Raw genomic sequence first — 21,451 nt, 5'->3', positions numbered from 1 at the left:
AAGCGAGCATTGCTGTTCATGTGAATCGCGGTCGCTGATGCGGCCGCCGCCCTAGCCGGCGCGACCGGCGGGGCTGTGGGTGGTGGGACAGCAATCATGCTGGCCCACGACAGAGGACGCCCACAATGACCAAAGGAAAAGCGAACAAGCGACAGGCATCGGCTAAGCAGCCGAGCACGAAAGACACCGCGCTCGAAATGCTCCGGCGCGACGGCGGTGCCACACTCGACGAGATCGTGGAAGCGACTGGCTGGCTTCGGCACAGCGCGCGCGCAGCGTTCACCGGCCTGCGCAAGAAAGGCTTCACGATCGACAAACGGAAGGTCGATGGCGCAACGCGCTATTCGATCAGAGCCGAGCCGGTCGCGTGAAGAAGGCCGATCGGATAACAGCGGAGGTTCGAGCGCTCGAGGCGCTCGACCTCCATGGTCTGAGAGACGAATGGCGCAGGCGCTACGGCGAGCCGCCGAAGATGCGCTCGACGGAATTGCTCGCGCGACTGCTTGCGTGGAAAATCCAGGCGGATGCGTTCGGCGGGCTTGATGCGGCAACGATTCGCCTGCTGAACGCTGAGACACTCCCGCCGCCCACACCCGTGCTGGAGCCCGGCACGCGACTGTCGCGCGAATGGCAGGGCCGGCGTCACGAGGTCGACGTCTTGGAAAGCGGGTTCAGGTATGACGACCACGATTATCGCAGCCTGTCACAGGTTGCGCGGGAGATCACCGGCACGCGCTGGAACGGCCTCAGGTTCTTCGGGCTTCGAGAACAGCCGAAGTGACCAAGCGAGTTCGCTGCGCGATCTACACGCGCAAATCGACCGAAGAGGGCCTTGAGCAGGAGTTCAACAGCCTCGACGCGCAACGCGAGGCCTGCGAGGCCTACATCCGCTCGCAGACCGGCGAAGGCTGGAACGGCCTCCCCGCCCGCTACGACGACGGCGGCTATTCCGGCGGCAATCTCGATCGGCCCGCGATGCAGCGCCTCCTTGCCGACATCGACGCCGGCAAGGTCGACATCATTGTCGTCTACAAGGTGGACCGGCTCACCCGCTCGCTGATGGACTTCGCGAAGATCGTTGAACGCCTGGACGCGCGAGGAGTCTCGTTCGTCAGCATAACCCAAGCCTTCAACACCACGACCAGCATGGGTCGGCTGACGCTCAACGTGCTGTTGTCGTTCGCGCAGTTCGAGCGCGAGGTCACCGGCGAGCGCATTCGCGACAAGATTGCCGCGTCGAAAGCCAAGGGCATGTGGATGGGCGGGAACATCCCGCTCGGCTACGATCTCCAGGAACGCCGACTGGTGGTGAACACGGCGGAGGCCGACCAGGTGCGGCACATCTTCACCCGCTATCTCGGCCTCGGGTCAGGCGTGGCGCTGATGAAAGAGCTGCGCCGCGACGGAATCCTCTCGAAGCGATGGACGTCGCGCTCGGGCAAGGAGCATGGCGGCAAACCGTTCAGCTGCGGCGCGCTCTACTATCTGCTGCAGAACCGCCTCTACCTCGGCGAGATCGTCCACCGCGGTGTAGTGCACGACGGCGAGCACGAGGCGATCGTGAGCAAGCAGCTGTTCGACGAGGTCCAGGCGGCGCTTGCCGAGAATCGAAAGAAGCGGCGTGAGGCACCGAAGCGCAAGGACGAGTGTTGGCTGGCTGGTTTTGCTCGCGACGCTGATGGCAAGGTCATGACGACCAGCTTCAGCTACGGGCGCGGCGGCAGGCTCTACCGCTACTATGTGTCGGGCTCGCTGGATCCCGGGCCAGACAGCCCCAAGCCGGCGAGAAGGGTTCCCGCTGCGCGCCTGGAGCGGCTTGTGCTCCACACGCTCTCCAGCCTCTTCCAGCGGAGTGTCACCTCCGAGGATGCGCTGTCGCTGCTCGATCGCGTCGAACTGCGCGATCGGAGCATCCAAATTGTGGTTGACGCCGGCGCGCTACTGGAGCCGCACGAACCTGCAGCGGGGGCAACTTCGCGTCTGCAGGCGCATATTGAACCGCATCGCGTCGCCATCGAGGGCAACCTTCTCCGCACTGTCGTTGACCGGCAGCCCGTCTTCCGCGGGGGCAGATTAATCGGTCGCGTCGCGGTCGAGGCCGCGAATGGCGATGCGATTTCGCTGCTCCGGTCCGCGCACCGGCTTCTGCGGGAGCATTCGATGTCGCCGACAGAACCACAGGAACACCGTCGGGCGAGAGCACCCTCATGGCAGCGCCAGCGGCGTGTCATGGCCCTGGGACTTCTCGCGCCGGCGGTCCAGAAAGCAATTCTGAAAGGGAAGCGCTCGGAGTCTCTCGAGCTACTTGCTGCGGAACGGGTTTCACTTGCATGGGCTGATCAAGTTTAAACAGCGGTAACCTGATCGGAATCGCTTTCGGCTGATGTTGGCCGTTAGCAAACGGTCTTCTTACAGTCGTTTGAGGGTCGATTTGAGACCTGCACGGGCCCTCTTGAAACTTGAAATGTCGTAATTATTTCCCCGCCGCCGGGTGCCACATCGGGCCCGGTGACGGGCCTCGGCCTCGTGCCGGAGTCCGCCAGTCGCTTCAGATGGAGGACATGGAAAATGCCAAGTGCTTTCGACTTCGCGCCCTTCCGGCGCTCCACGGTTGGCTTCGACCGTCTCTTCGAATTGCTGGAGAACAGCGCTTCGGGTCAGTCGCAGGATAACTACCCGCCATTCGATCTCATCAAGCTCGGCGATAATCAGTTCCGCATTTCGCTTGCGGTGGCCGGATTCTCGCAGGATGAGATCGATATCACCGCGCATCAAAACCAGCTGATCGTCAGCGGTCAAAAGCGCGAGGATGGCGATGCGACCTATATCCATCGCGGCATTGCTAACCGCTCGTTCGAACGCCGCTTCGGCTTGGCCGATCACATCATGGTCACAAGTGCCGACTTGAACGACGGACTTTTGTCGATTGAGCTCATCAGGGAAATCCCTGAGGCGATGAAGCCGCGCAAGATAGGCATTGGCAGCGGCGAGACCAGGCGGCTTGACGCCCCTTCCCGCGATGCTGGACGGCCAAAGAGAGCATCGAAGCAATTACAGGACGCTTGATTTCTGCGCAGGCCCCGGCCTCCCCTGGGGCCTGCCGTTTTCAGGACGACAGACGTGAGGTATTTTCTTAATGTGCACGCGGATGACGGCACAATCCCCGATCTAGTGGGCACAGACCTGCCGCACATTGAGACGGTAAGAAGACACGCCGCCGCCCACATCGTCGACCTCTGGGAAGCGCGCGTTCTGGCCGGCAAACCACCCTATATTGGTTGGCTACGGGTGGTGGACGAAAATCAACGGGCCGTCTTCCAAATACCCCTCTGACTACTGGCTGGGCCTTTCGGCCTGACAGCTCAAGCTGGCCAAAAGCGGTCCGTCCGCGTGATACTTCCTGGCGGCATTCGACCGTCTTCATAAAACCTAACTATCCAACTACCAATCTAGCATTGCTGCTCGTCGCGCCCGCCAACCGCTCCTGTCAAAACTTTCCCGGACAACGCGCTCCGAGAAGGCCGAGTGCTTCGCGAAGTTTCGCCCCGTTATACGGCCTTTCGATAACCGCAGTGCAGCGGTCAGCTTCGAACCGTGACCGAAGCGCTGGAGCCTCTTTGGTTTCCGCAGCGATCAAAACCGGCATGTCGGCATGATGCTTTCGAAGCTCACCGCGTAGCCACATCGAATCCTTCTTGCCTGCAATGTTCGCAATGAAGACCGCATCGTAGCGACCTTGCGCCGAGCGGATCTTGGACAAGGCCTCGGTTGCGCCGCCAGCTTCCTCGACGCTGTACCCGCGGCTGATGAGGAGCTCCATTGTAAGTGATCGGACGGTCGGGTCGTCTTCGACCACGAGGATCCGTCCGGTTGTGCCGGCATCGAGCACGTCGCGAACTTTCTGGGCTAGGGCCGCATACGTGAATGGCTTGGCTATCATTTCAACGCCAGGATCGAGGCGTCCCCCATGAACAATCGCGTTGCGGGTGTATCCGGAGGTGAACAGCACCTTGAGATGTGGCTGAACCTTCCTCGCTTCGTCGGCAAGTTCGCGGCCGGTCATGCCCGGCATTACCACGTCGGTGAACAGAAGATCGACTGGGCCATTTTGTCGTTCAAGAAGACGCAAGGCTGAGGACCCGTCATGCGCTTCCAGAACCTTGTATCCGAGCTCGCGCAAGCACTCGACGGTGTAGGCTCGAACATCGTCATCGTCTTCCACCACAAGGATAACTTCCTCGCTCGCGCTCGTCTCCAAGCCTTGAGTTACAGCGCTGCCGTCATCCGCTACGACCTCGCTCATCAATCGCGGCAGATAGATCTTAATCGTCGTCCCTTGACCTTCTTCTGAGTAGATCTTGATGTGTCCGCCAGATTGTTTGACGAAACCGTAGACCATCGAGAGGCCAAGCCCGGTGCCCTTGCCCGGCTCCTTAGTCGTGTAGAAGGGTTCGAAGACCCTCTCCTGAATATGCTTGGGCATACCGGTGCCGGTGTCCGTGACGGAGACAACCACATATTGGCCGGGAGCCACCTCGGCGTGCTGAGCCGAATATTCTTCGTCCAGACGGGCGTTGGTCGTCTCCACGACGAGCTCACCACCTTTCGGCATGGCGTCGCGTGCGTTCACTGCAAGATTGAGAATGGCGCTCTCGAGCTGGTTCGGGTCCGCCTCGACGCGCCACAGACCAGGCGATGTAACGATTTCGAGCTTCACAGTTTCGCCCAGGGCCCGGTTCAACAAATCCGACATGCCAACGACGAGCTTATCGACGTCGATGGCTTTCGGCGCGAGCGGCTGTCGGCGGGAGAACGCGAGGAGGCGCTGGGTGAGAGAAGCCGCGCGTTCCGCGCCCTTCATCGCGTTTTCGAGCGCGCGCTGGGACCGGGGGTCGATCGCGCCGCTTGCAGACATAGACCGCATGGCCATGTCGATGTTGCCGGTTACGACCGTGAGCAGATTGTTAAAATCGTGGGCGATACCCCCCGTGAGCTGCCCGACCGCTTCCATCTTCTGCGCCTGCCGCAACGCCGCATTCGCATGCTCAAGCTCTTGCGTGCGCGCTTCGATCCGCTCTTCGAGTGTCTGGTTTGCACGCTGTGCTGCCTGGAAAAGCCGGGCATTGTCGATCGCAACGGCCGCCTGACCGGCGAGGCCAACAATGAGTTGTTCTGACTCGTTGGTGAAGATCCCAATCTCGGGGTGCCCGAAAAAGAGTCCGCCGATGACTTCTCCCGAGCGCGAGATGACTGGGACCGCAAGATAGCTGCGAACCGGCAAATGGTTCTCGGGCATGCCCTTATGCGGCGGGTTATTACCGTATCGGGGATCAGCCGTGATGTCGTTCGACCGAACGACGCCTTCGCCCCTGAACGTGGGGGCGAACACAGGCGTGGGACGGGGATGACCGAATTGTTCGAAATCGGCGCGATTGGCACCGGAAAGAGTGTATAGTGTGAGAACCTCGCCAGCATCGCTGACTACATTGTAGAAAAATGCTCCAAACGCCGCACCCGTAAGCTCGACGCCGGCATCAGTCACGATCTGCACGACACGCTCAGTCTCGAGTTCTGCCGCTACCGCTGCACCGGTTTCGTTAAGGACCTCGAGGATGCGGCGCTGTTCTTCCAACTCCTTTTCGGCCGCCTTGGCGTGAGTGATATCCTCGACGATTTTTAAGAATCGTGCAGTGTCGCCATCGCCACCGACCTTTGCCAGATTGCTCCTGATCCAAATGGTCTTTCCGTCGGGCCTGACATAGCGTTTCTCGAAGCTGATGCGCTCGCCATTGGGCTTTGATGCCACTTCTCGAAGGGCTTCGGCACTGAGGATCAGATCCTCGTCGTGCGTGAAGGCAAGACAGTTTTGACCTTTGAGCTCCTCGCGAGAAATTCCGACTAATTGAGCGTAGGCGGCATTCGCCCCTTGGATTCTCCAATCGGCGTCGACCTCCAACATGCCGACGGCCGCATTTTCGTAGACCGTGCGGAATCGTTCTTCGCGCTCTCTGAGCTGCTTTTCAGCCCGAAGACGTTCAACCACAGAGCGCGTCCGCTCGGCTACGTCCCGAATAAGGTCGAGCTCCTCCGGTCTCCACTCCCGGGCGGTCGCGTGATTGAGGTACAACAGCGCAACCAAGCCTCCGCGCTCGCTGATTGGCATATTGACTACCGATTGCGCGCTAATAGCCTTCAATGCGTCCGCGGTATCTGCCGTCCGAGGATCTTTCTCAGCGTCGGCAAAGACTACTGTCTCACCGCGCTTTAAGTCCTCGATGTACGATCCATAGTCCCTGAAATGGAGCGTGCCGGCGAGCGACTGAATTCCGGACGCATTCCAATCACGCTCGATCGTGATCGTCTCAAGTTCAGGATCAATCGTCCCGTAGCCCGCGCGGCTCACGTTCATCGCCTTACCGAGAATTTCCGCAGCGGTGTACGCGACCTTAGCAGGATTCTCGAGATCGCGAATCTGGTCGTTGAGGGAGACTAGTGTGGCAAGACGATGGGCGTTCCAGCTTGCCGGAGCTTGATTTTTGACGTCCAATTGACCCCTCCAGGCGCGCTAACTCAACATGCTTGGAAAACGGCCACCTCAGCCCCCCCCTTCCCGCTAGGGAAACAAAAGCGCGATAGGAATGTTCCTCACGTAATCTTATAACAACTGGCATAGTCACAGTAGCTGGCAATGCCGGTGGTGGCTTCCGTACCCGCGCGGTCAGCGGCTTGTCGTAACCGGCATCTGAGCGTGACGGAGGCTCAAGGCACGATTCGCTTGGGGTCTTGGCCGGCAACGACGTCTGCGGCGCCTTGGTCGTCAAGGCTCCATCCACCACCGCCTATTGTTATACAACACTCTCCGCGGATCCGGCCAAGATTGACCGCCCCTAGTTGGTGCATTCCTTCAAAGTGTGAGGCCACAGCTGCCGGTGGTGCCGAACCGCGACGGCGAGGGGAAGAAAGCGAGGCTGAGCAGCTATCCATCCAAATCGTCAAAACAATGATCTCAGTCGCCCCTTGCGCGTTTCGGCGGCATGGATCGGCCTCTTTCGCGTTTTCTTAACCGCCTGCTGCTGCGCAGCGCTCTTTCGCAGGAGGCCCAAAATTCGCTTTTGGCGCTTGACCCGCCACGGACTGAGAAAAAGGCGCGGTGGGACCTTGTGAGATCCGGCCAGATTACGAGCTTTGCGTGCTTGGTTGCAAGCGGGACGATCGGTCGATCCGAACAATTTTCAGACGGCTCGCGGCGCACCGCAGCGCTCTACATTGAGGGCGATATGTGCGATCTCCATTCTGTCGCCGTTCCCGTCGCTCGCTGGAACATCACGGCGCTCACCGATTGCGCAATCTACGAAGTGCCGCATACCGACCTGCGACGCCTGCACGATCAATATCCGGATCTCGCAATGGCGTTCTGGCGCGACACGGTCGTTGATGCCAGTATCTTGGCCAAATGGGTTACAGTCCTGAGCGGGCTATCCACAAAAAGCCGAGTCGCCCATATCCTCTGCGAGTATGGAACACGTGCTCAGGCTGCTGGGCTTGAGAAAGAGGGCGCATCTTTTCCGCTTACTCAAAGCCAGCTTGCCGAGCTCGCAGGGACGACACCGGTTCACATCAGTCGGACCCTTAAGGCGCTGGCGGACGCAGGCGCCATTGGAATCAGCCGCGGCTGCAGCCGTATCCTCGACTTTGAAAAGCTTTGCCGCATCGGAGAATTCGATCCGACATACTTAATGCTCGGACCACCTGCTTAACATTTGTTAGCAAGATGTTGCGTTGAGGGTTTGGCACCAGACCGACCTCAGAACGTTTCCCTAGCTAAATAGGGGAGTGCACATGCCTCGCGGAGATAAGGGAAAGTACACCGATAAGCAGAAGCGTAAGGCTGAACATATTGCCGACGGTTATGAAGACCAAGGCGTGGGAGCGAAAGAAGCCAAGAGCCGCGCATGGGCGACGGTCAACAAGGAGAGCGGCGGAGGAAATAAGTCTGGTTCCGGCCGCGGCAAGAAAGACACCCACGAATCTTCGCGCAGGGGCGGACGCAAAAGCGGTTTGTCGCATACCAGTGAATCGCGCTCCGCGGCTGCAAAAAAGGGTTGGGAAACGCGGCGCAAGAAGGGCAATGAATGACCGTTGAGCCTACAAAGCGGCGCTACCGGGCGATTGTCAGAAAGACGTCGCATGGTTGTGTAGCAAGAATCACCGAGTTTCCGGACCTCGTGGTGAAGGACGTTGATATGCTTCGCTGCGCGGAACGGGCCGAGCATTTGCTTCAGGCGCGGATCGCCGCGTTAGGGGCTAGAGAGCTGCCGATACCCCTTCCATCGGATGAGGCCCCCCCGGTCGGCTCTGACATTGTCCTTTTCGCCTTGGACGTATCCGTGCCCTATGAACCGAAAACCGTTCGGATTGACCTTGATCCAAAGCTCGCGAGCCGGATCGACAAAGTAAGTTGCAACCGAGCAGCCTTTTTTATCGAGGCCGCCGAGCACTATTTGGCCGAGACAGAAGCTAGGTCCAACACGGCGCGTAACACCCGCACAGAGTCGTCGGCGAGAGCGGTCGGCGAAGCCATAAAGATCGCTCAAACAGTTCAGTGAGCAGCTTCTTCGATCTTTCTCCGGTCAATGCGGTGGGAGACGTAGCGGCAGCCCATTCCGATCACCGAGGTTACCATTCCGAAAATCAGGACGTGGACATGCCACCAAAATCCGTCGTTTCCGGGCCAGGCCGCAGTTCCGAGGGCCAAGACACTGAGGCTTGAGATAGAATAGCCCAGGAGCTTCCAGTCCATAAGGTGTTTTCCCGCTTCACCGTGCACGCCTAAGGCCAATAGTCCGTGCACGCTTTTCAACTGCCTCGCGGCTTCGACCTATCGTCGCTGCGATGCTGCGCACATCAGGTTCCGGCCAAGCACCTCTTAAAATCTCATCCTCTTGCTCGGACCAAGGGAGGCCTGCGTTTGGTTTCGAATGTTTCAAAGTCACTTTGACATCCCAGGCTCTTGATAGTCGCCGCTAAACGCGCTGCGCATCCTCCGTTCAAGCACATTTTTTCATATCATTTGTTATGGTCTAGCGGCTTGTTCCGGGCCGGCTGGGAACGGCGGTAAATTGAATGAGTTCCGCTGCTGAGGAGAATGCCATGACCAAGCGCGAACTCAATCAACCTCACCCCGGCGACAAGCGCTATCAACGGCGCAAGGATGACGGGACATTTGGCGAAAGCGATGATCAGACGGAATCGCTTTCCGGCGATGTGCGGCAGCACGCCCGCACGCCTAAGCCTGAAGATCAAGGCGATCGTGGCGACTAAACGGATGGACGCCGGCGCATTGCGCAGATCGCTTTGCCTCACTGAATAGACGCGATTCGTGCTTTAACCGAAATCGAGGAGAATCCCCGTGGCAGAAGCCAGACAAGACGCGATTGCCTTACTGAAGGAAGATCACCGCAAGGTGGAAGAGCTTTTCTCGCAATTCGAACGCGCGAAGGGTGAGGGGCGGAAGGAAAAGCTAGCGCAGCAAATCTGCCTAGAGCTGTCTGTCCATGCGACCATTGAAGAGGAAATCTTTTACCCTGCTTGCGAAGGCAAGGTTGAGGAAGACCTGCTCAAGGAGAGCTACGTCGAGCATGACGGGGCAAAAGTTCTGATTGGCGAGATTCTTGCCGGTGGGCCCGACGACGAATTCTACGACAGTAAGGTTACCGTCCTCAGCGAGGAGATCGAACACCATGTCGAAGAAGAAGAGAAACGCATGGAAGGGCTTTTTGCACAGGCGCGAAAGGCCGGACTGGACATGGATGCGCTGGGTGAACAACTGGCTGCCAGAAAGGCCGAACTAACAGAAAAGTTCACCACCGAAGGTGTCCCTCCCCCTCAATTCAGGACGCTGGATCAAACGCCAGCGTAAGCGAAGCCACCAAGCGAGGGTTGCGATGAAGATCATCAACCCGCAGACGGAGCGAGGCCCGCTTGGGTCCTCACTTCCAGCATACGTAAGCAATGGCCTCGTTGGTCTTCGACTGCGCGACTTACCTGTGTTGCCGGGCGTATGCATCGTCAACGGCGTAGTGGGATTGGACCCGGAACGCCGGATTGAGGCAGCTGCATATGTCCCGTTTCCGCTGGCCCTCGATCTTGCCATCGACGGCGCGCGTTTATCGACCCAGCCCTTTGCAGCGTCGAGCCTCGAGCAGGACTATGATTTCTCTGCGGGAGAACTGACGACAAGAGTCGATGTGGTGCTGGCTGAAAGGAAGCTTTCACTCAGCGTGCGCACATTTTGTAGTCGCTCCCATCCGCATATCGTCCTGCAGGAAACGGAAATTCGTTCTGCAGACAACGCAACGCTCACAGTCGAAAGCGGCCTAAGTCTCGATAAATCATCGCGTGGCAATGTCGTCCGCCGGCGTCTCGGCACGCCGGGCGAGCACGAGCCAGCCGACGATGGCGCACTGCTTTGGGAGAGCGATGGCGGCTTGGCAACGTGTGGCTTCGCGTGCTGGACTGAGATTAGCGGACAGCCGGACGGTGAGCGGCTTCGTCCCTATGATCATCGTGGGCCCCTTCAAACGCGGTTCAAGGTGCCGCTTCGTGCTGGACAGCGCGTTATCATTAGTCAGATGACCGCGGTGGTCGGGTCGTTGGTGCATAGCCGGCCGGATGAGGAAGCAGTGCGTCGCCTTGCAGAGGCGAAAAGGCTTGGCATGGCCCCGCTTCGGAAGATGAACCGGGACTGCTGGACTGAAATCTGGAAAGCCAGGCCGGTGGTTGAGGGTGCCTCTTCCCAACATCAGGCTATAATTGACGCGGGCTTCTATTATTTGAATGCCTCCGTTCACCCGGCTTCGCCATCGGCGACATCCATCTTCGGCCTCGCCCAATGGCCCGATTATCATTACTATTATGGTCATGTGATGTGGGACATTGACGCTTTTTGTGTTCCTGTCCTCTCCTTCACCCAGCCCCACGCCGCCCGTGCCATCCTGGAGTTTCGGGAACGAGGCGTCGATGCCGCCCGGCGGAATGCGCGTTCTTATGGCAACCAGGGGCTTCGCTTCCCTTGGGAAGCCGGAGCATTGACCGGAGAGGAAGTTGCGCCGGGCAGAGGAGAAGCGGCGACCCACGCACTACATGTTTCGATGCACGTGGCCCGCGCCTTCAGCATCTTTGCGGACGTGTCGGGCGATCGGCGTTTCCTCGAAGAGAGGACCTGGCCCGTGCTGGCGGGCGTAGCAGACTTTATCTGTGATCGTGTGGCTTGGCGTGAAGGTAGGCCTCATCTCTTAAGCGCCACCGGGCCGGCGGAAATCCCCGCACCACCTGATGACGACGCCTTCTCCATCATAGCCGGGCGAGACGTGCTTGAAAGGGCAGTGCAAGCGGCCTTAGACTTGGGGAAGAACGCGCCTTCCATCTGGCGCGCCACAAGCGAAGCGCTGCATCCATTGCTTCGGACCGACAATGCCATCGCCGCCCACGCCGACTTTAGAATTGACGAACAAAAAGGCGCGACTCCCACGCCGCTTGCGGCGCTTTTTCCTTACAATTATCCGCTCAGCGACGAGAGTCATGATGCAACGCTCGCCCTCTACCTGTCGCATTGGCGTGACTATGTCGGCTCACCCATGCTTCCGGCGCTCTATCCAGTCTGGGCAAGCCTTTGGGGCGATCGCCGGCTCGCCTTCAAATTGTTTGAAGAGGGCTACGCAGCGTACGACGCTGGCCGTTTTCATCAGTGTCTCGAATATCGGGCCGACCATCCCGACAGCAGGGTCCGTGCCGGGCCCTTCTTTGCGAATATCGGGGGCATGCTGACATCCCTCTACTTGGGTTTGCCTCGGCTCGCGGTTCGGGGCGCCGATCCAGCGACCTGGCCCAAGCAGAAAATTACTCTTCCGGCGGGGTGGCGATCGATTTCAGTCGAGCGGTTGTGGATACGTGGAGAGCCCTGGTCGCTTCAAGCTGCACATCGGAGCGTCGCGGAACTCAAGAAGATTTGATCGGCAGGTGTGTTCTTTGGAATCAGCGCTCTAAGGGACATTAGGACGGTGTAAACTCAGTCTTGAGTGGGAGCGTGCTCGAAAATCTTCGTCGGCACCTGGCCGCTAGCGGACGGTCGTGTTTCGGACCGGGCTTGCCATTTTCTGCTGGTAGCGGCCGCGAATCAGGACCACGTGGTCCTGGACGCCCGAACGCGTCACCCCAGATGACGCCTAGGGCGGCGATGGGATATGGGTCCTGCGGCCCGTATGAAGGATGCTCGAGGCGCCCATCGAAGTCGTAACGATGGCCCGGCGGTCCCCCATACGGCTGCATCTATGGGCTACGAATAAAGCAACTGAGCCTTTAGCCGAAATATACGTATCCGCTTGCGTGTCATGTTGAGATAGAAGCGGACGACCAGTCATAGTGTGATGCTCGGGGGCGAGAGGCTCGTGTTTTCCGCGAACCCCCGGACACGAGCACTTCAGCGGACCGGCGGGTTTTTTCGAAGTTTTCGGACAAGGGTCCGACGATGCATCCCGAGGCGACGCGCGGTTTCGGAGATGTTGAAATTCGTTTCGGCCAAGGTCTGGTTGATGCGTTCCCATTCCCACGTCTTGATCGACCCTGCCTGCTTCCGGATCGGCTCAGCGACATTGCCGCTGTCCTTGCCGAAGGCGGCCTCGATCTCGTCCGTGTTGCAGGGCTTGGGAAGATAGTGGGTGGCACCGAGCTTGATCGCCTCGACCGCCGTGGAAATGCTCGCGTAACCGGTCAGCACGACGATCCGCGCCGCGGAGTTGGCACTGGCGAGCAAGGGGATGCACGGCAGGCCCGACCCCTCGCCGAGCTTGAGGTCGACGACGGCGAAGTCCGGCGCCTTCGCCTTGAGCAGCTCCTCCAGCGCCGAGCGGGACCGCGCGATGAACACGTCGTAGTCTCGCCGGGCGAATGAGCGGGCCAGCGTCCGCGCAAACGCCTCGTCATTTTCGATCAGGAAAAGCGTCTTGCCACTCATTCGCTTGCTTTCGACGCGATCAGCGGGAGCCGCATCAGGACCTCCGCGCCGCCGTCGTCTCGATTGGCGATGCTGAGGCGCCCCCCGAGTTGCCGCGCGACGTTGGCAGCGAGGAACAGACCAAGGCCGTGACCTGGCCCCTTCGTCGACTGATACAGTCGGCCCGCGCAGTCGAGTTGATCCTCGCTGAACCCCGGCCCGCGGTCGAGGACGGCGAACACAACATTGCCATCCTCGATCGCGCCGACGAGGTCGATGAGCCCGGACGACGCTTCCGCGGCATTCTCGAGTAGGCTCCACAGCGCCTGCTCGAGCGACGGCTCCGCCGCGACCCTGGCATTGCCCAAAGGCGCCAGGTCTGTTCTCAACCGGCTGTTCGGGCGCCGCTCGGTCCACCGTTGGGCGATCGTCTCGAGCAATTGCCGGGCGCTTTCGCTGGTCATTGCCACGCCGCGCACCTTGCCAGCCGAATGAAGGATGTTCGAAACGATCGCCTTGCAGCGGTCAATTTCGGCCTTCGCATCCGCCATCTCATCGGCCAGGTCCGGATCGGACGAAAATATTGTTAACCGCTCCCAGTCTGCGATGATCACGGCAAGCGCCGACAGCGGCGTTCCCAACTCGTGTGCCGCGCCGCTCGCGAACAGGCCCATGCGGACAATTCCTTCCTCCTCGACCGCGCGCTGGGCGAGGCTGGCAGCGTAGGCGTCACGCAGCTTCGCATTGCGGCTGATGCGAGCGATGAACAATACCAGCAGTACCGCGACCATAACGAACGCCAACCAGCGGCCGATTGGCAGGAGCCCGGTGTCGCCAGCCGGCAACAAGAGCGGGAAGTGACGAAAGTTGAGGAACGCCGTGAACGCACAGGCGGCGAGCGCCAGGAGTCCAGCGACCTGCGGCGTCAGCAAGATCGCGCCAAGCACAACCTGCAAAAGGTAGAGCGAGATGAAGGGATTCCCGGCACCGCCGCTGAAGTAGAGCTGTGCCGTGAGCGCGGCCATGTCCAGCAACAGCGCAATGGTCAGTTCGCCCGGTATCATGCGCCTGTGAATGGTCACGACAAAAACCAGATTGGCCGCAGCCAACAAGGCGACGACCGCCAGCATCGGCGTAAGGGGAAGCACGATGCCGAGCGCAAAATGACTGACGAGGATCGCGACGAGTTGCCCAACGACGGCGATCCAGCGCAATTGCACGAGTTGCCGCATCGTCTCCGCTGCCGCCGCCTTGGGAGAGCGGCCGATCAACGGCCGGCTGGTCAAGGCGAGGAGGGGGCGGTCCATCAGATCGGCTTTTGGCGGTCGCGCGACAAGAGTACCAGTCCCGCCGCCGAGAGTAGCGCAAGCGCAAACCACGTGATCACATAGGACAGGTGCGCGTTGCGGAACGTAACGACGGTCATGCCGCCGATTGGGGGCTCGTTGGCCGCGCCAGACCGGTCGGCATCGATGAAGAATGGCGCGACCCGAGCAAGATGGCGCGCCCTAGCGATCGCCGCCACGTCCCGTGAGAACCATCGCTCCTCGGACGGCCGGTTTGGTCGCAGGAAGCGGCCGTCGGGTTCCGTCGGCCTCAGTAGGCCGCGGACGATGACTCGGCCTTGCGGACGGCTCCAAGACGCTTCGTCGGTTGGGACGAAACCGCGATTGACGAGGATCTCGCCCGAGCCTGTGGCCAAGGGCGTCATCAGCCAGAAGCCGGCGCCGCGCTCGGTCAGCGCGTCGACTTTCGTCTCGCGATCGTTCTGGAAGACGCCGATGGCCTCGACCCTGCGATAGTCGTTGGCGGACGCGTCATAGCCCCTCCACTTCGTCACGTCAGGCACGGGCACGGGTGCGGCGCGAAGCCGCGAGTCGACTTGCTCGATCAGCGCGAGCTTCCAGATACGCCGCTCGAGCTGCCAAACCCCCAAGGCGGCGAAAAGGAAGAAAAGGAGACCGCAGAAGGTAATGAAAAGGAGTCGCTTCGTCCTCACGAAACGTTGCTGGGTTCGCCCACCATCATGCTCGGCATCATGTTCGAATTGAGGTGGAACATGATCCAGAGCGACCCGGCGATCGTGATGATCAGGATCACCGCGGTAAAGATGTACGCGATCATCGACCAGCCGCCCTCGGCCTGCGTGTTGACGTGCAGGAAGCAGGTCGTGTGAACAAGGATCTGGAGCACCGCGAACAGGATTACGGCAATCGCCGTCCAGCCCGGACTGCCGAGCGCTCCGCTCATCACCAGCCAGAAGGGGATGGCCGTCAGCACCGCCGACAGGCCAAAGCCGACCAGATAGCTTTGCTTCGAACCATGTCCCGCCATCTCGGCGACGGGCGGGGTAGTGTCGTGGGGCGAGGCGCTCATCGCAGCATTCCCAGCAGATAGACGAAGGTGAAGACGCCGATCCAGACGACGTCGAGGAAGTGCCAGAACATGCTCAGGCACAACAGGCGGCGGCGGTTCTCGGGGATGAGCCCCCGCATTTGAACCTGGACAAGCATGATGCCGATCCAGACCACGCCAAAGGTGACGTGAACTCCATGGGTCGAAACCAGCGTGAAGAATGCTGACAGGAAGCCGCTACGCTGCGGCGTGGCGCCCTCGGCGATCAGTTTGCCGAATTCGAACAGCTCGATCCCGACGAAACTTATGCCGAGCAGGGCGGTAGCGACGAGCCACATTTGCGTCCGCTTTACCGCGCCGCTGTCCATCGCCAGCATCGCGAAACCGTACGTGATCGACGACACCAGCAAGATCGCTGTGTTGAGCGCGACCAGCGGCAATTCGAAGATCTCGCGTGGGGTCGGGCCGCCGGCATAACTGGCGCCGAGCACGCCAAACGTCGCGAACAGCGCTGCGAAGAGCAGCGCGTCGCTCATCAGGTAGATCCAGAAGCCGAGCAATGTCGCGCTTCCCGGACCGTGAGCGTGGTCGTCCTTCAGCTGGTAAAAGGTGGTCGCCGGGATCGCCTTGGCTACCGCCTTCTTGCGCGGCCGGGGCTTGGCGGCAACTTTCTTGGTGGGCTCGGTCGCCATGGTTCAGGCCTCCGCCTTCAGGAGGCGGGTCCGCGCCGACTCTTCGGCGGTCACCTCGTCGACCGGAATGTAGTAGTCGCGGTTGTAGTTGAAGCTGTGCCCGAACGCGACCACCAGCAGCGCGGCGAAGGCCAAGGCGGCGAGCCACCAGATGTACCAGATCATGGCGAAGCCGAGCACGGCGGAAAGGCCGGCAAGGATAACTCCGGTGCCTGTGTTGCGCGGCATATGGATGGGCACGAAGCCGCTCGTCGGACGCGCGGCGCCATGGGACTTCATGTCGTACCAGGCATCCAGTTCATGCACGACGGGCGTGAAGGCGAAGTTGTAGGGCGGGGGCGGCGACGCGGTCGACCATTCCAGCGTCCTCCCGTCCCAGGGGTCGCCGGTCGTGTCGCGCAGCTTGTCGCGGTTCTTGATGCTGACCGCGATCTGGATCACGAATGCCAGGATTCCGACGAGGATGATCAGCGCGCCAATGCCGGCGATGATGAACCAGATCTGCAGGCTGGGATCGTCGAAATGGCGGACACGGCGCGTGGTGCCCATCAGGCCGACGATGTAGATTGGCGTCCAGGCCACCCAGTAACCGATCACCCAGCCCCAGAAGCTGATCTTGCCCCAGAAGTTGTCGAGCTTGAAGCCGAACGCCTTGGGGAACCAGTAGACCATGCCGCCAAACAGGCCGAACACCACGCCGCCGATGATGACGTTGTGGAAGTGGGCGACGAGGAACAACGAATTGTGCAGCACGAAGTCCGCGGGCGGCACTGCCAGCAGCACGCCGGTCATTCCCCCGACCACGAAGGTGATCATGAAGGCGACCACCCACATCATCGGCAGCTCGAAGCGGATCTGGCCGCGATACATCGTGAACAGCCAGTTGAATATCTTCGCGCCGGTCGGGATGGAGATGATCATCGTCGCGATGCCGAAGAAGCTGTTCACGCTCGCGCCCGAACCCATCGTGAAAAAATGGTGGAGCCAGACGAGGTAGCTGAGGATGGTGATGACGACGGTCGCGTAAACCATCGACGAATAACCGAACAGCCGCTTGCCAGAGAAGGTCGAGGTGATCTCGGAATAGATGCCGAACACCGGCAGGACGAGGACGTAAACCTCGGGATGTCCCCACAACCAGACGAGGTTCCAGTACATCATCGGGTTTCCGCCGAGATCGTTGGTGAAGAAGTTCGTTCCCACGTAGCGGTCGAGTATCAGCAGCGCGAACGCCCCCGTCAGTGCGGGAAAGATGGCAATCGCCAGCACCTGGCTGCACAGCGCCGTCCAGGTGAACACCGGCATCTTCATCATCGTCATGCCGGGCGCGCGCATCTTGAGCACGGTCGTCACCATGTTGATGGCCGACAGCGTCGTTCCGACGCCCGCGATCTGCAACGCCCATAAATAATAGTCGGGCCCTGTGCCGGGACTGTTCTGGAGGTTCGCGACGGGAACATAGTTGAGCCAGCCGGCAGTCGAGAATTCGCCGACGAACAGGCTGACCATGACCAGACCCGCGCCGGCCGCGGTCAGCCAGAAGCTCACGGAGTTGAGATACGGGAAGGCAACGTCACGAGCGCCGATCTGCAACGGCATGACGAAGTTGATCACGCCGCTGATGAGCGGAATGGCGACGAAGAAGATCATGATCGTCCCGTGGGCGGTGAAGATCTGATCGTAATGGTGGGCGTTGAGGTAACCTTCGTTCCCTCCGAACGCCATCGCCTGCTGAAGCCGCATCATCAGTGCGTCGGCGAAACCGCGCAGCAGCATGACGATGCCCAGAATCATGTACATGATCCCGATCTTCTTGTGGTCGACGGTGGTGAACCATTCGCGCCACAACCAGCCCCACAAGCGATATTTCGTCACTGCGGCGAGAATTCCCACGCCAAGCAGCGCGACCACGGCGAACGTGACGAGAAGGATCGGCTCGTGAACTGGAAAGCTTTCCCAGGTCAGACGTCCGAAGATGATCTTGCTGAGCGGCTGGTCGAACACGATGAGGTCGGCTCCGAAAGTCAGGCCTGCGCCTGGCGGCTGGCTGCCGGCGCATGGTGGGGATGGATAGCGGACATGTTGCGATTTTCCTCGGCGCCCGGCTTGCGCGTTCCCAAGGCTGCATCGGGGTCGGCAGGCTTTGTAATATTGGCCCCCGATCCCTTTTCACTCGGCGATTTCAGGAGCGCGCCTTCGGGCTTGCCATGTTGCGGCATCGAACTGCCGGCCGCCGGCATGCCGGCTCCTGGCCGAACGTCGCGCGGATCGCCACCGGCACGCCGGTCATGCGCCATCAGCTGCGACATGCAGGGGGTGCCGGGATTGACGCAGCGTTCGAGGATCCGGCGATAGAGGTCGGGATCGACCGCGCCGAACACGATCGGCGGCACTTTCTCGCTCGGCAATTCCAGCTTTTGGTAGGTCGCGAGGTCGAGCGACTTTCCGGATGACTTCGCTTTTGCGGCCCATGCCTCGAAGCCCGCACGATCGACGCCATGCAAGGTGAACCGCATGTCACTGAACCCGGCACCGCTATAATTGGCGGACAATCCGGAATAGGTACCCGGTTTGTTGAGCACCGCGTGCAACTGGCTCTGCATCCCGGGCATCGTGTAAATCATCCCGGCCAGCGTGGGCGCGTAGAAGGTGTTCATCATGTTGGTCGACGTCATGTCGAACCGCACCTGGCGGTTCAGCGGAAGGACCAGCTCATTGACCGTCGCAATGCCCTCTTCGGGATAAATGAATAGCCACTTCCAATCCATCGACACGACCTGGACGCGCAGCACGTCTTCCTTGGGAGCGCTCGCTTCCTGGCCGCCGGCGGCCAAGCGATCGAGTGGACGGAACGGGTCGAGCAAGTGCGTGCTCGACCACGTCAGGGCGCCGAGCGCGATGATGATGAGCAGCGGCGCCGACCAGATAACCAGTTCGAGTGCGGTCGAGTGATCGAAATTCGGGTCGTAGGTTCCGCCCTTCCCTTTGCGATAGCGCCACGCGAACAGGCAGATAAGGATCAGGACCGGGACGATGATCAGCAGCATCAGGCCGGTCGAAATGAAAATGATGTCGCGCTGCTGCCGAGCGACGTCACCGGCAGGGTTCAACACCTCACTCGAACAGCCCGAAAGGAGCGCAAGCGCGGCCAGCGCGAGGCACGCTCGCGTGCGGTCAGGAATGGGAAGGATTCGCTGCAGCATCGGGTCCCCCTACCGTTCCGCCATCGTGTCCAACATTGGACATTTTGTCCAATCCCAAAACACGGCGTAAGAAGGTACCAGCACCCCTTCCTAGGGAGATGAAGCAGATATGACCGCCAACGCTTCGGCAGCGAACTCCACACCGCTCGAGCGCGATGCGCAGCTGCTTACCTCGCATGACGCAAAGGTCGGCCCGGGGGATATCGCCATCGGCGTGATCATCGGTCGCACCAGCGAATTCTTCGACTTCTTCGTTTACGCCATCGCCTCGGTACTGGTGTTCCCAAGCTACGTCTTTCCCTTTGCCGACCCGCTGACGGCGACCCTTTATTCGTTCGCCCTTTTCTCGCTGGCCTTCGTCGGACGGCCGATCGGGACGCTGATCTTTACCTATCTCGACCAGAAGCATGGGCGCGGCGTGAAGCTGACCATTGCCCTGTTCCTGCTTGGCGGATCGACGATCGCCATCGCGCTGCTGGCGGGCTACGCACAGATCGGCGCGGCGAGCATCGGATTGCTCGGCTTCTTCCGTCTGATGCAAGGTGTGGCGCTGGGCGGGACGTGGGACGGTCTTCCCTCGCTGCTGTCGCTGAATGCGCCGTCCGCAAAGCGGGGTTGGTACGCCATGATTCCCCAGCTGGGGGCACCGCTCGGCCTAGTCCTTGCCAGCGCGCTGTTCGCCTATTTCCTCGGCATCCTGTCGCCGCAGGATTTCCTGAGTTGGGGTTGGCGCTACCCGTTCTTCGTCGCGCTGGCGATCAATGTCGTTGCGCTGTTCGCGCGCCTGCGGCTGGTCCAGACCCCCGAATTCAAGCGCCTGTTCGACAATCGCGAGCTGCAGCCTTCGCCGCCGTTCGCGACCCTTCGCGCGCAATGGCGGACGATCGTCCTGGGCTCCTTCGCCCCGCTCGCCAGCTTTGCGCTGTTCCACCTGGTGACGGTGTTCCCGCTGTCCTGGGTGAAGCTGACCACGAACGAGAGCCTGGTGCGCTTCCTTCTCCTCGAAGCCCTCGGCGCGGCAGTGTGCGTGCTGGCGATGCTCGGGTCCGGAGCCATTGCCGACCGCGTCGGCCGTCGCGCCGTGCTCGGCGTGTCGGCCGCGCTGATCGGAGCGTACAGCGGCTTTGCACCCCAATTGCTCGGCGCGGGCGAGATTGGCGAGGCGTTCTACATGCTCAGCGGTTTCGTCCTGCTCGGCCTCGCCTTTGGGCAATCGTCAGGCATAGTAAATGCCAGCTTCGACCGGCAGCATCGCTACACCGGCGCCGCCATCGTCTCGAACTCGGCGTGGTTCTTCGGGGCAGGCTTCGCGCCGCTCGTCGCGCTGTTCCTCGCGAGCCAAATCGGACTGTGGGCGATCGGGCTTTACCTCCTGTCGGGCGTCATCGGCACCCTGGGCGCGCTGTTCATCAACCGGGAATTGGCGGGCCGAACCGCGTAACCCACCGTCCGGCCCTCGACGAGCATGCCTTGGGGACACTGGTGGAGGAGTGAGTGCCGAAATCGCCGGCCTTCAGTCCAATCGCAGTTACCCACTCATCAACGAGGCGGCCGTTCTGCCGCGTGCCCAGGTGCTGAGAGTGGTCCACTCGGCTCGGGAACGCGTAATCCTCGATTGTCCCACCGCGTCGCTCGAGCCACTTCAACAGGCTGATGCGCGCCGGTTCCAGAATCTCGAACTGGACAGGTCGGCCGGTCTTTCGCTGGATAACGAGAGTTCAGGACCGAACATCGTTGCCACTCACTAAGTCGCCGATCTTCAAGCGTACGAGATCACAACCTCGTAGTTTGCTATCAACTGCCACGTCAAACAGTGCACGGTCACGAACTCGCCCTTCCTGCTTTAGCCAGAAGCGGATTGCCCAGATCTCCTTCTGCTTTAACGCACGCTTCGGCCCAATCTTCCTGCTCGCGTTCCAAGCAGGCACGTTGCGGCCAACGGGATCGAATGACGAGTAACCCATGTCGTTTCTCGTCAGGTTCAGAATGACCGACGAAGAAACGGCCAAGGCTAACGACCGCTTTCGGGCTTTGACCGAACGGATTTGAACGGCGAAGATGGGCGCTTAACAGCCGAAACCGTGTTCCAGATCTTGCCCGCGGAGACCCCGCGCGGGGAATCGCCGAAGATCCGTTGAAGGGCGCGGTCTCCGCGGAGGGCTGTAGCACCTGAGAGGCGCAGAACTGCGCCATTCCCCTTAGCGTAACAC

At 60.6% G+C, this 21,451-nt stretch carries 20 protein-coding genes and 1 pseudogene; 12 read left to right on the top strand and 9 right to left on the bottom strand.

The genetic code is table 11. The features are described 5' to 3' along the window. Nucleotides 1–125: 125 nt before the first annotated feature. From H8M03_RS11530 to H8M03_RS12990, 5 genes are all read left to right on the top strand, one after another. A complete protein-coding gene (locus tag H8M03_RS11530; protein ID WP_187479569.1) occupies nt 126–371 on the top strand; it encodes a DUF3489 domain-containing protein in 246 nt (81 codons plus the stop codon). Continuing rightward, nucleotides 368–781 carry a DUF2924 domain-containing protein gene (locus H8M03_RS11525; protein ID WP_222931877.1) on the top strand — a complete coding sequence of 138 codons (414 nt, stop codon included), beginning with the start codon at nt 368–370 and terminating at the stop codon, nt 779–781. Before H8M03_RS11530 ends, H8M03_RS11525 begins: the two co-directional genes overlap by 4 nt. Beyond that, on the top strand, nt 778–2,349 hold the full coding sequence (locus tag H8M03_RS11520; protein ID WP_187479568.1) for a recombinase family protein: 1,572 nt from the start codon (nt 778–780) through the stop codon (nt 2,347–2,349). Before H8M03_RS11525 ends, H8M03_RS11520 begins: the two co-directional genes overlap by 4 nt. A 219-nt stretch (nt 2,350–2,568) precedes the next feature. After that, entirely contained in the window at nt 2,569–3,066 is a 498-nt protein-coding gene (locus H8M03_RS11515; protein WP_187479567.1) for an Hsp20 family protein, read from the top strand. Between the two features lie 54 nt (nt 3,067–3,120). Then, nucleotides 3,121–3,333, top strand: coding sequence for a DUF6894 family protein (locus tag H8M03_RS12990; RefSeq protein ID WP_425506849.1), 213 nt, complete (start codon nt 3,121–3,123; stop codon nt 3,331–3,333). Nucleotides 3,334–3,487: 154 nt separating this feature from the next. Here H8M03_RS12990 and H8M03_RS11510 read toward each other — a convergent pair whose 3' ends face one another. Then, entirely contained in the window at nt 3,488–6,547 is a 3,060-nt protein-coding gene (locus H8M03_RS11510) for a response regulator (protein WP_187479566.1), read from the bottom strand. A 487-nt stretch (nt 6,548–7,034) separates the two neighbouring features. Between H8M03_RS11510 and H8M03_RS11505 the strand changes: the two genes are divergently transcribed. The 6 genes from H8M03_RS11505 (at nt 7,035) to H8M03_RS11480 (ending at nt 12,011) form a co-directional block, all read left to right on the top strand. Next, entirely contained in the window at nt 7,035–7,757 is a 723-nt protein-coding gene (locus H8M03_RS11505; RefSeq protein WP_187479565.1) for a Crp/Fnr family transcriptional regulator, read from the top strand. 82 nt (nt 7,758–7,839) lie between these two features. After that, nucleotides 7,840–8,136, top strand: a complete 297-nt coding sequence (locus H8M03_RS11500; RefSeq protein ID WP_187479564.1) for a plasmid stabilization protein — start codon at nt 7,840–7,842, stop codon at nt 8,134–8,136. Then, a complete protein-coding gene (locus H8M03_RS11495; RefSeq protein ID WP_187479563.1) occupies nt 8,133–8,606 on the top strand; it encodes a hypothetical protein in 474 nt (157 codons plus the stop codon). Before H8M03_RS11500 ends, H8M03_RS11495 begins: the two co-directional genes overlap by 4 nt. 544 nt (nt 8,607–9,150) lie before the next feature. Next, nucleotides 9,151–9,321, top strand: a complete 171-nt coding sequence (locus H8M03_RS11490) for a hypothetical protein (RefSeq protein ID WP_187479562.1) — start codon at nt 9,151–9,153, stop codon at nt 9,319–9,321. A gap of 88 nt (nt 9,322–9,409) precedes the next feature. Then, nucleotides 9,410–9,919, top strand: a complete 510-nt coding sequence (locus H8M03_RS11485; protein ID WP_187479561.1) for a hemerythrin domain-containing protein — start codon at nt 9,410–9,412, stop codon at nt 9,917–9,919. A 25-nt stretch (nt 9,920–9,944) separates the two neighbouring features. Next, on the top strand, nt 9,945–12,011 hold the full coding sequence (locus H8M03_RS11480) for a glycoside hydrolase family 65 protein (protein ID WP_187479560.1): 2,067 nt from the start codon (nt 9,945–9,947) through the stop codon (nt 12,009–12,011). Between the two features lie 467 nt (nt 12,012–12,478). Here the strand turns inward: H8M03_RS11480 and H8M03_RS11475 are convergent, their stop codons facing one another. The 7 genes from H8M03_RS11475 to cyoA are packed head-to-tail and all read right to left on the bottom strand — an operon-like array spanning nt 12,479 to nt 19,241. Further along, a complete protein-coding gene (locus H8M03_RS11475) occupies nt 12,479–13,012 on the bottom strand; it encodes a response regulator transcription factor (protein WP_187479559.1) in 534 nt (177 codons plus the stop codon). After that, nucleotides 13,009–14,298, bottom strand: a complete 1,290-nt coding sequence (locus tag H8M03_RS11470) for an ATP-binding protein (protein WP_187479558.1) — start codon at nt 14,296–14,298, stop codon at nt 13,009–13,011. The genes H8M03_RS11475 and H8M03_RS11470 overlap by 4 nt, the downstream gene beginning before the upstream one ends. After that, the gene (locus H8M03_RS11465) at nt 14,298–14,990 is read right to left on the bottom strand and encodes an SURF1 family protein (RefSeq protein ID WP_246448889.1); all 693 of its coding nucleotides are present in this window, start codon (nt 14,988–14,990) and stop codon (nt 14,298–14,300) included. The genes H8M03_RS11470 and H8M03_RS11465 overlap by 1 nt, the downstream gene beginning before the upstream one ends. Continuing rightward, nucleotides 14,987–15,367, bottom strand: a complete 381-nt coding sequence (cyoD, locus tag H8M03_RS11460; protein ID WP_187479557.1) for a cytochrome o ubiquinol oxidase subunit IV — start codon at nt 15,365–15,367, stop codon at nt 14,987–14,989. Before cyoD ends, H8M03_RS11465 begins: the two co-directional genes overlap by 4 nt. After that, nucleotides 15,364–16,038, bottom strand: a complete 675-nt coding sequence (gene cyoC, locus H8M03_RS11455; RefSeq protein WP_187479556.1) for a cytochrome o ubiquinol oxidase subunit III — start codon at nt 16,036–16,038, stop codon at nt 15,364–15,366. The genes cyoD and cyoC overlap by 4 nt, the downstream gene beginning before the upstream one ends. 3 nt (nt 16,039–16,041) lie before the next feature. Continuing rightward, complete coding sequence (cyoB, locus tag H8M03_RS11450; protein WP_187479555.1) at nt 16,042–18,042, bottom strand: cytochrome o ubiquinol oxidase subunit I; 2,001 nt, start codon at nt 18,040–18,042, stop codon at nt 16,042–16,044. 20 nt (nt 18,043–18,062) lie between these two features. Further along, nucleotides 18,063–19,241 carry a ubiquinol oxidase subunit II gene (cyoA, locus tag H8M03_RS11445; protein WP_187479554.1) on the bottom strand — a complete coding sequence of 393 codons (1,179 nt, stop codon included), beginning with the start codon at nt 19,239–19,241 and terminating at the stop codon, nt 18,063–18,065. A gap of 109 nt (nt 19,242–19,350) precedes the next feature. On the opposite strand from cyoA, the gene H8M03_RS11440 reads away from it, so the two are divergent. Beyond that, complete coding sequence (locus tag H8M03_RS11440) at nt 19,351–20,682, top strand: MFS transporter (protein ID WP_187479553.1); 1,332 nt, start codon at nt 19,351–19,353, stop codon at nt 20,680–20,682. Between the two features lie 46 nt (nt 20,683–20,728). Here H8M03_RS11440 and H8M03_RS12805 read toward each other — a convergent pair. Beyond that, nucleotides 20,729–21,205 (bottom strand): annotated as a pseudogene (locus H8M03_RS12805) (tyrosine-type recombinase/integrase); the annotation flags it as partial. Nucleotides 21,206–21,451 lie beyond the last annotated feature (246 nt).

This window comes from Sphingomonas sabuli (assembly GCF_014352855.1).
Classification (GTDB): Bacteria; Pseudomonadota; Alphaproteobacteria; order Sphingomonadales; family Sphingomonadaceae; genus Sphingomicrobium; species Sphingomicrobium sabuli.
The sequence above is the reverse complement of the archived record's forward strand: the minus strand, read 5'-3'. Positions and strand labels throughout refer to the sequence as shown.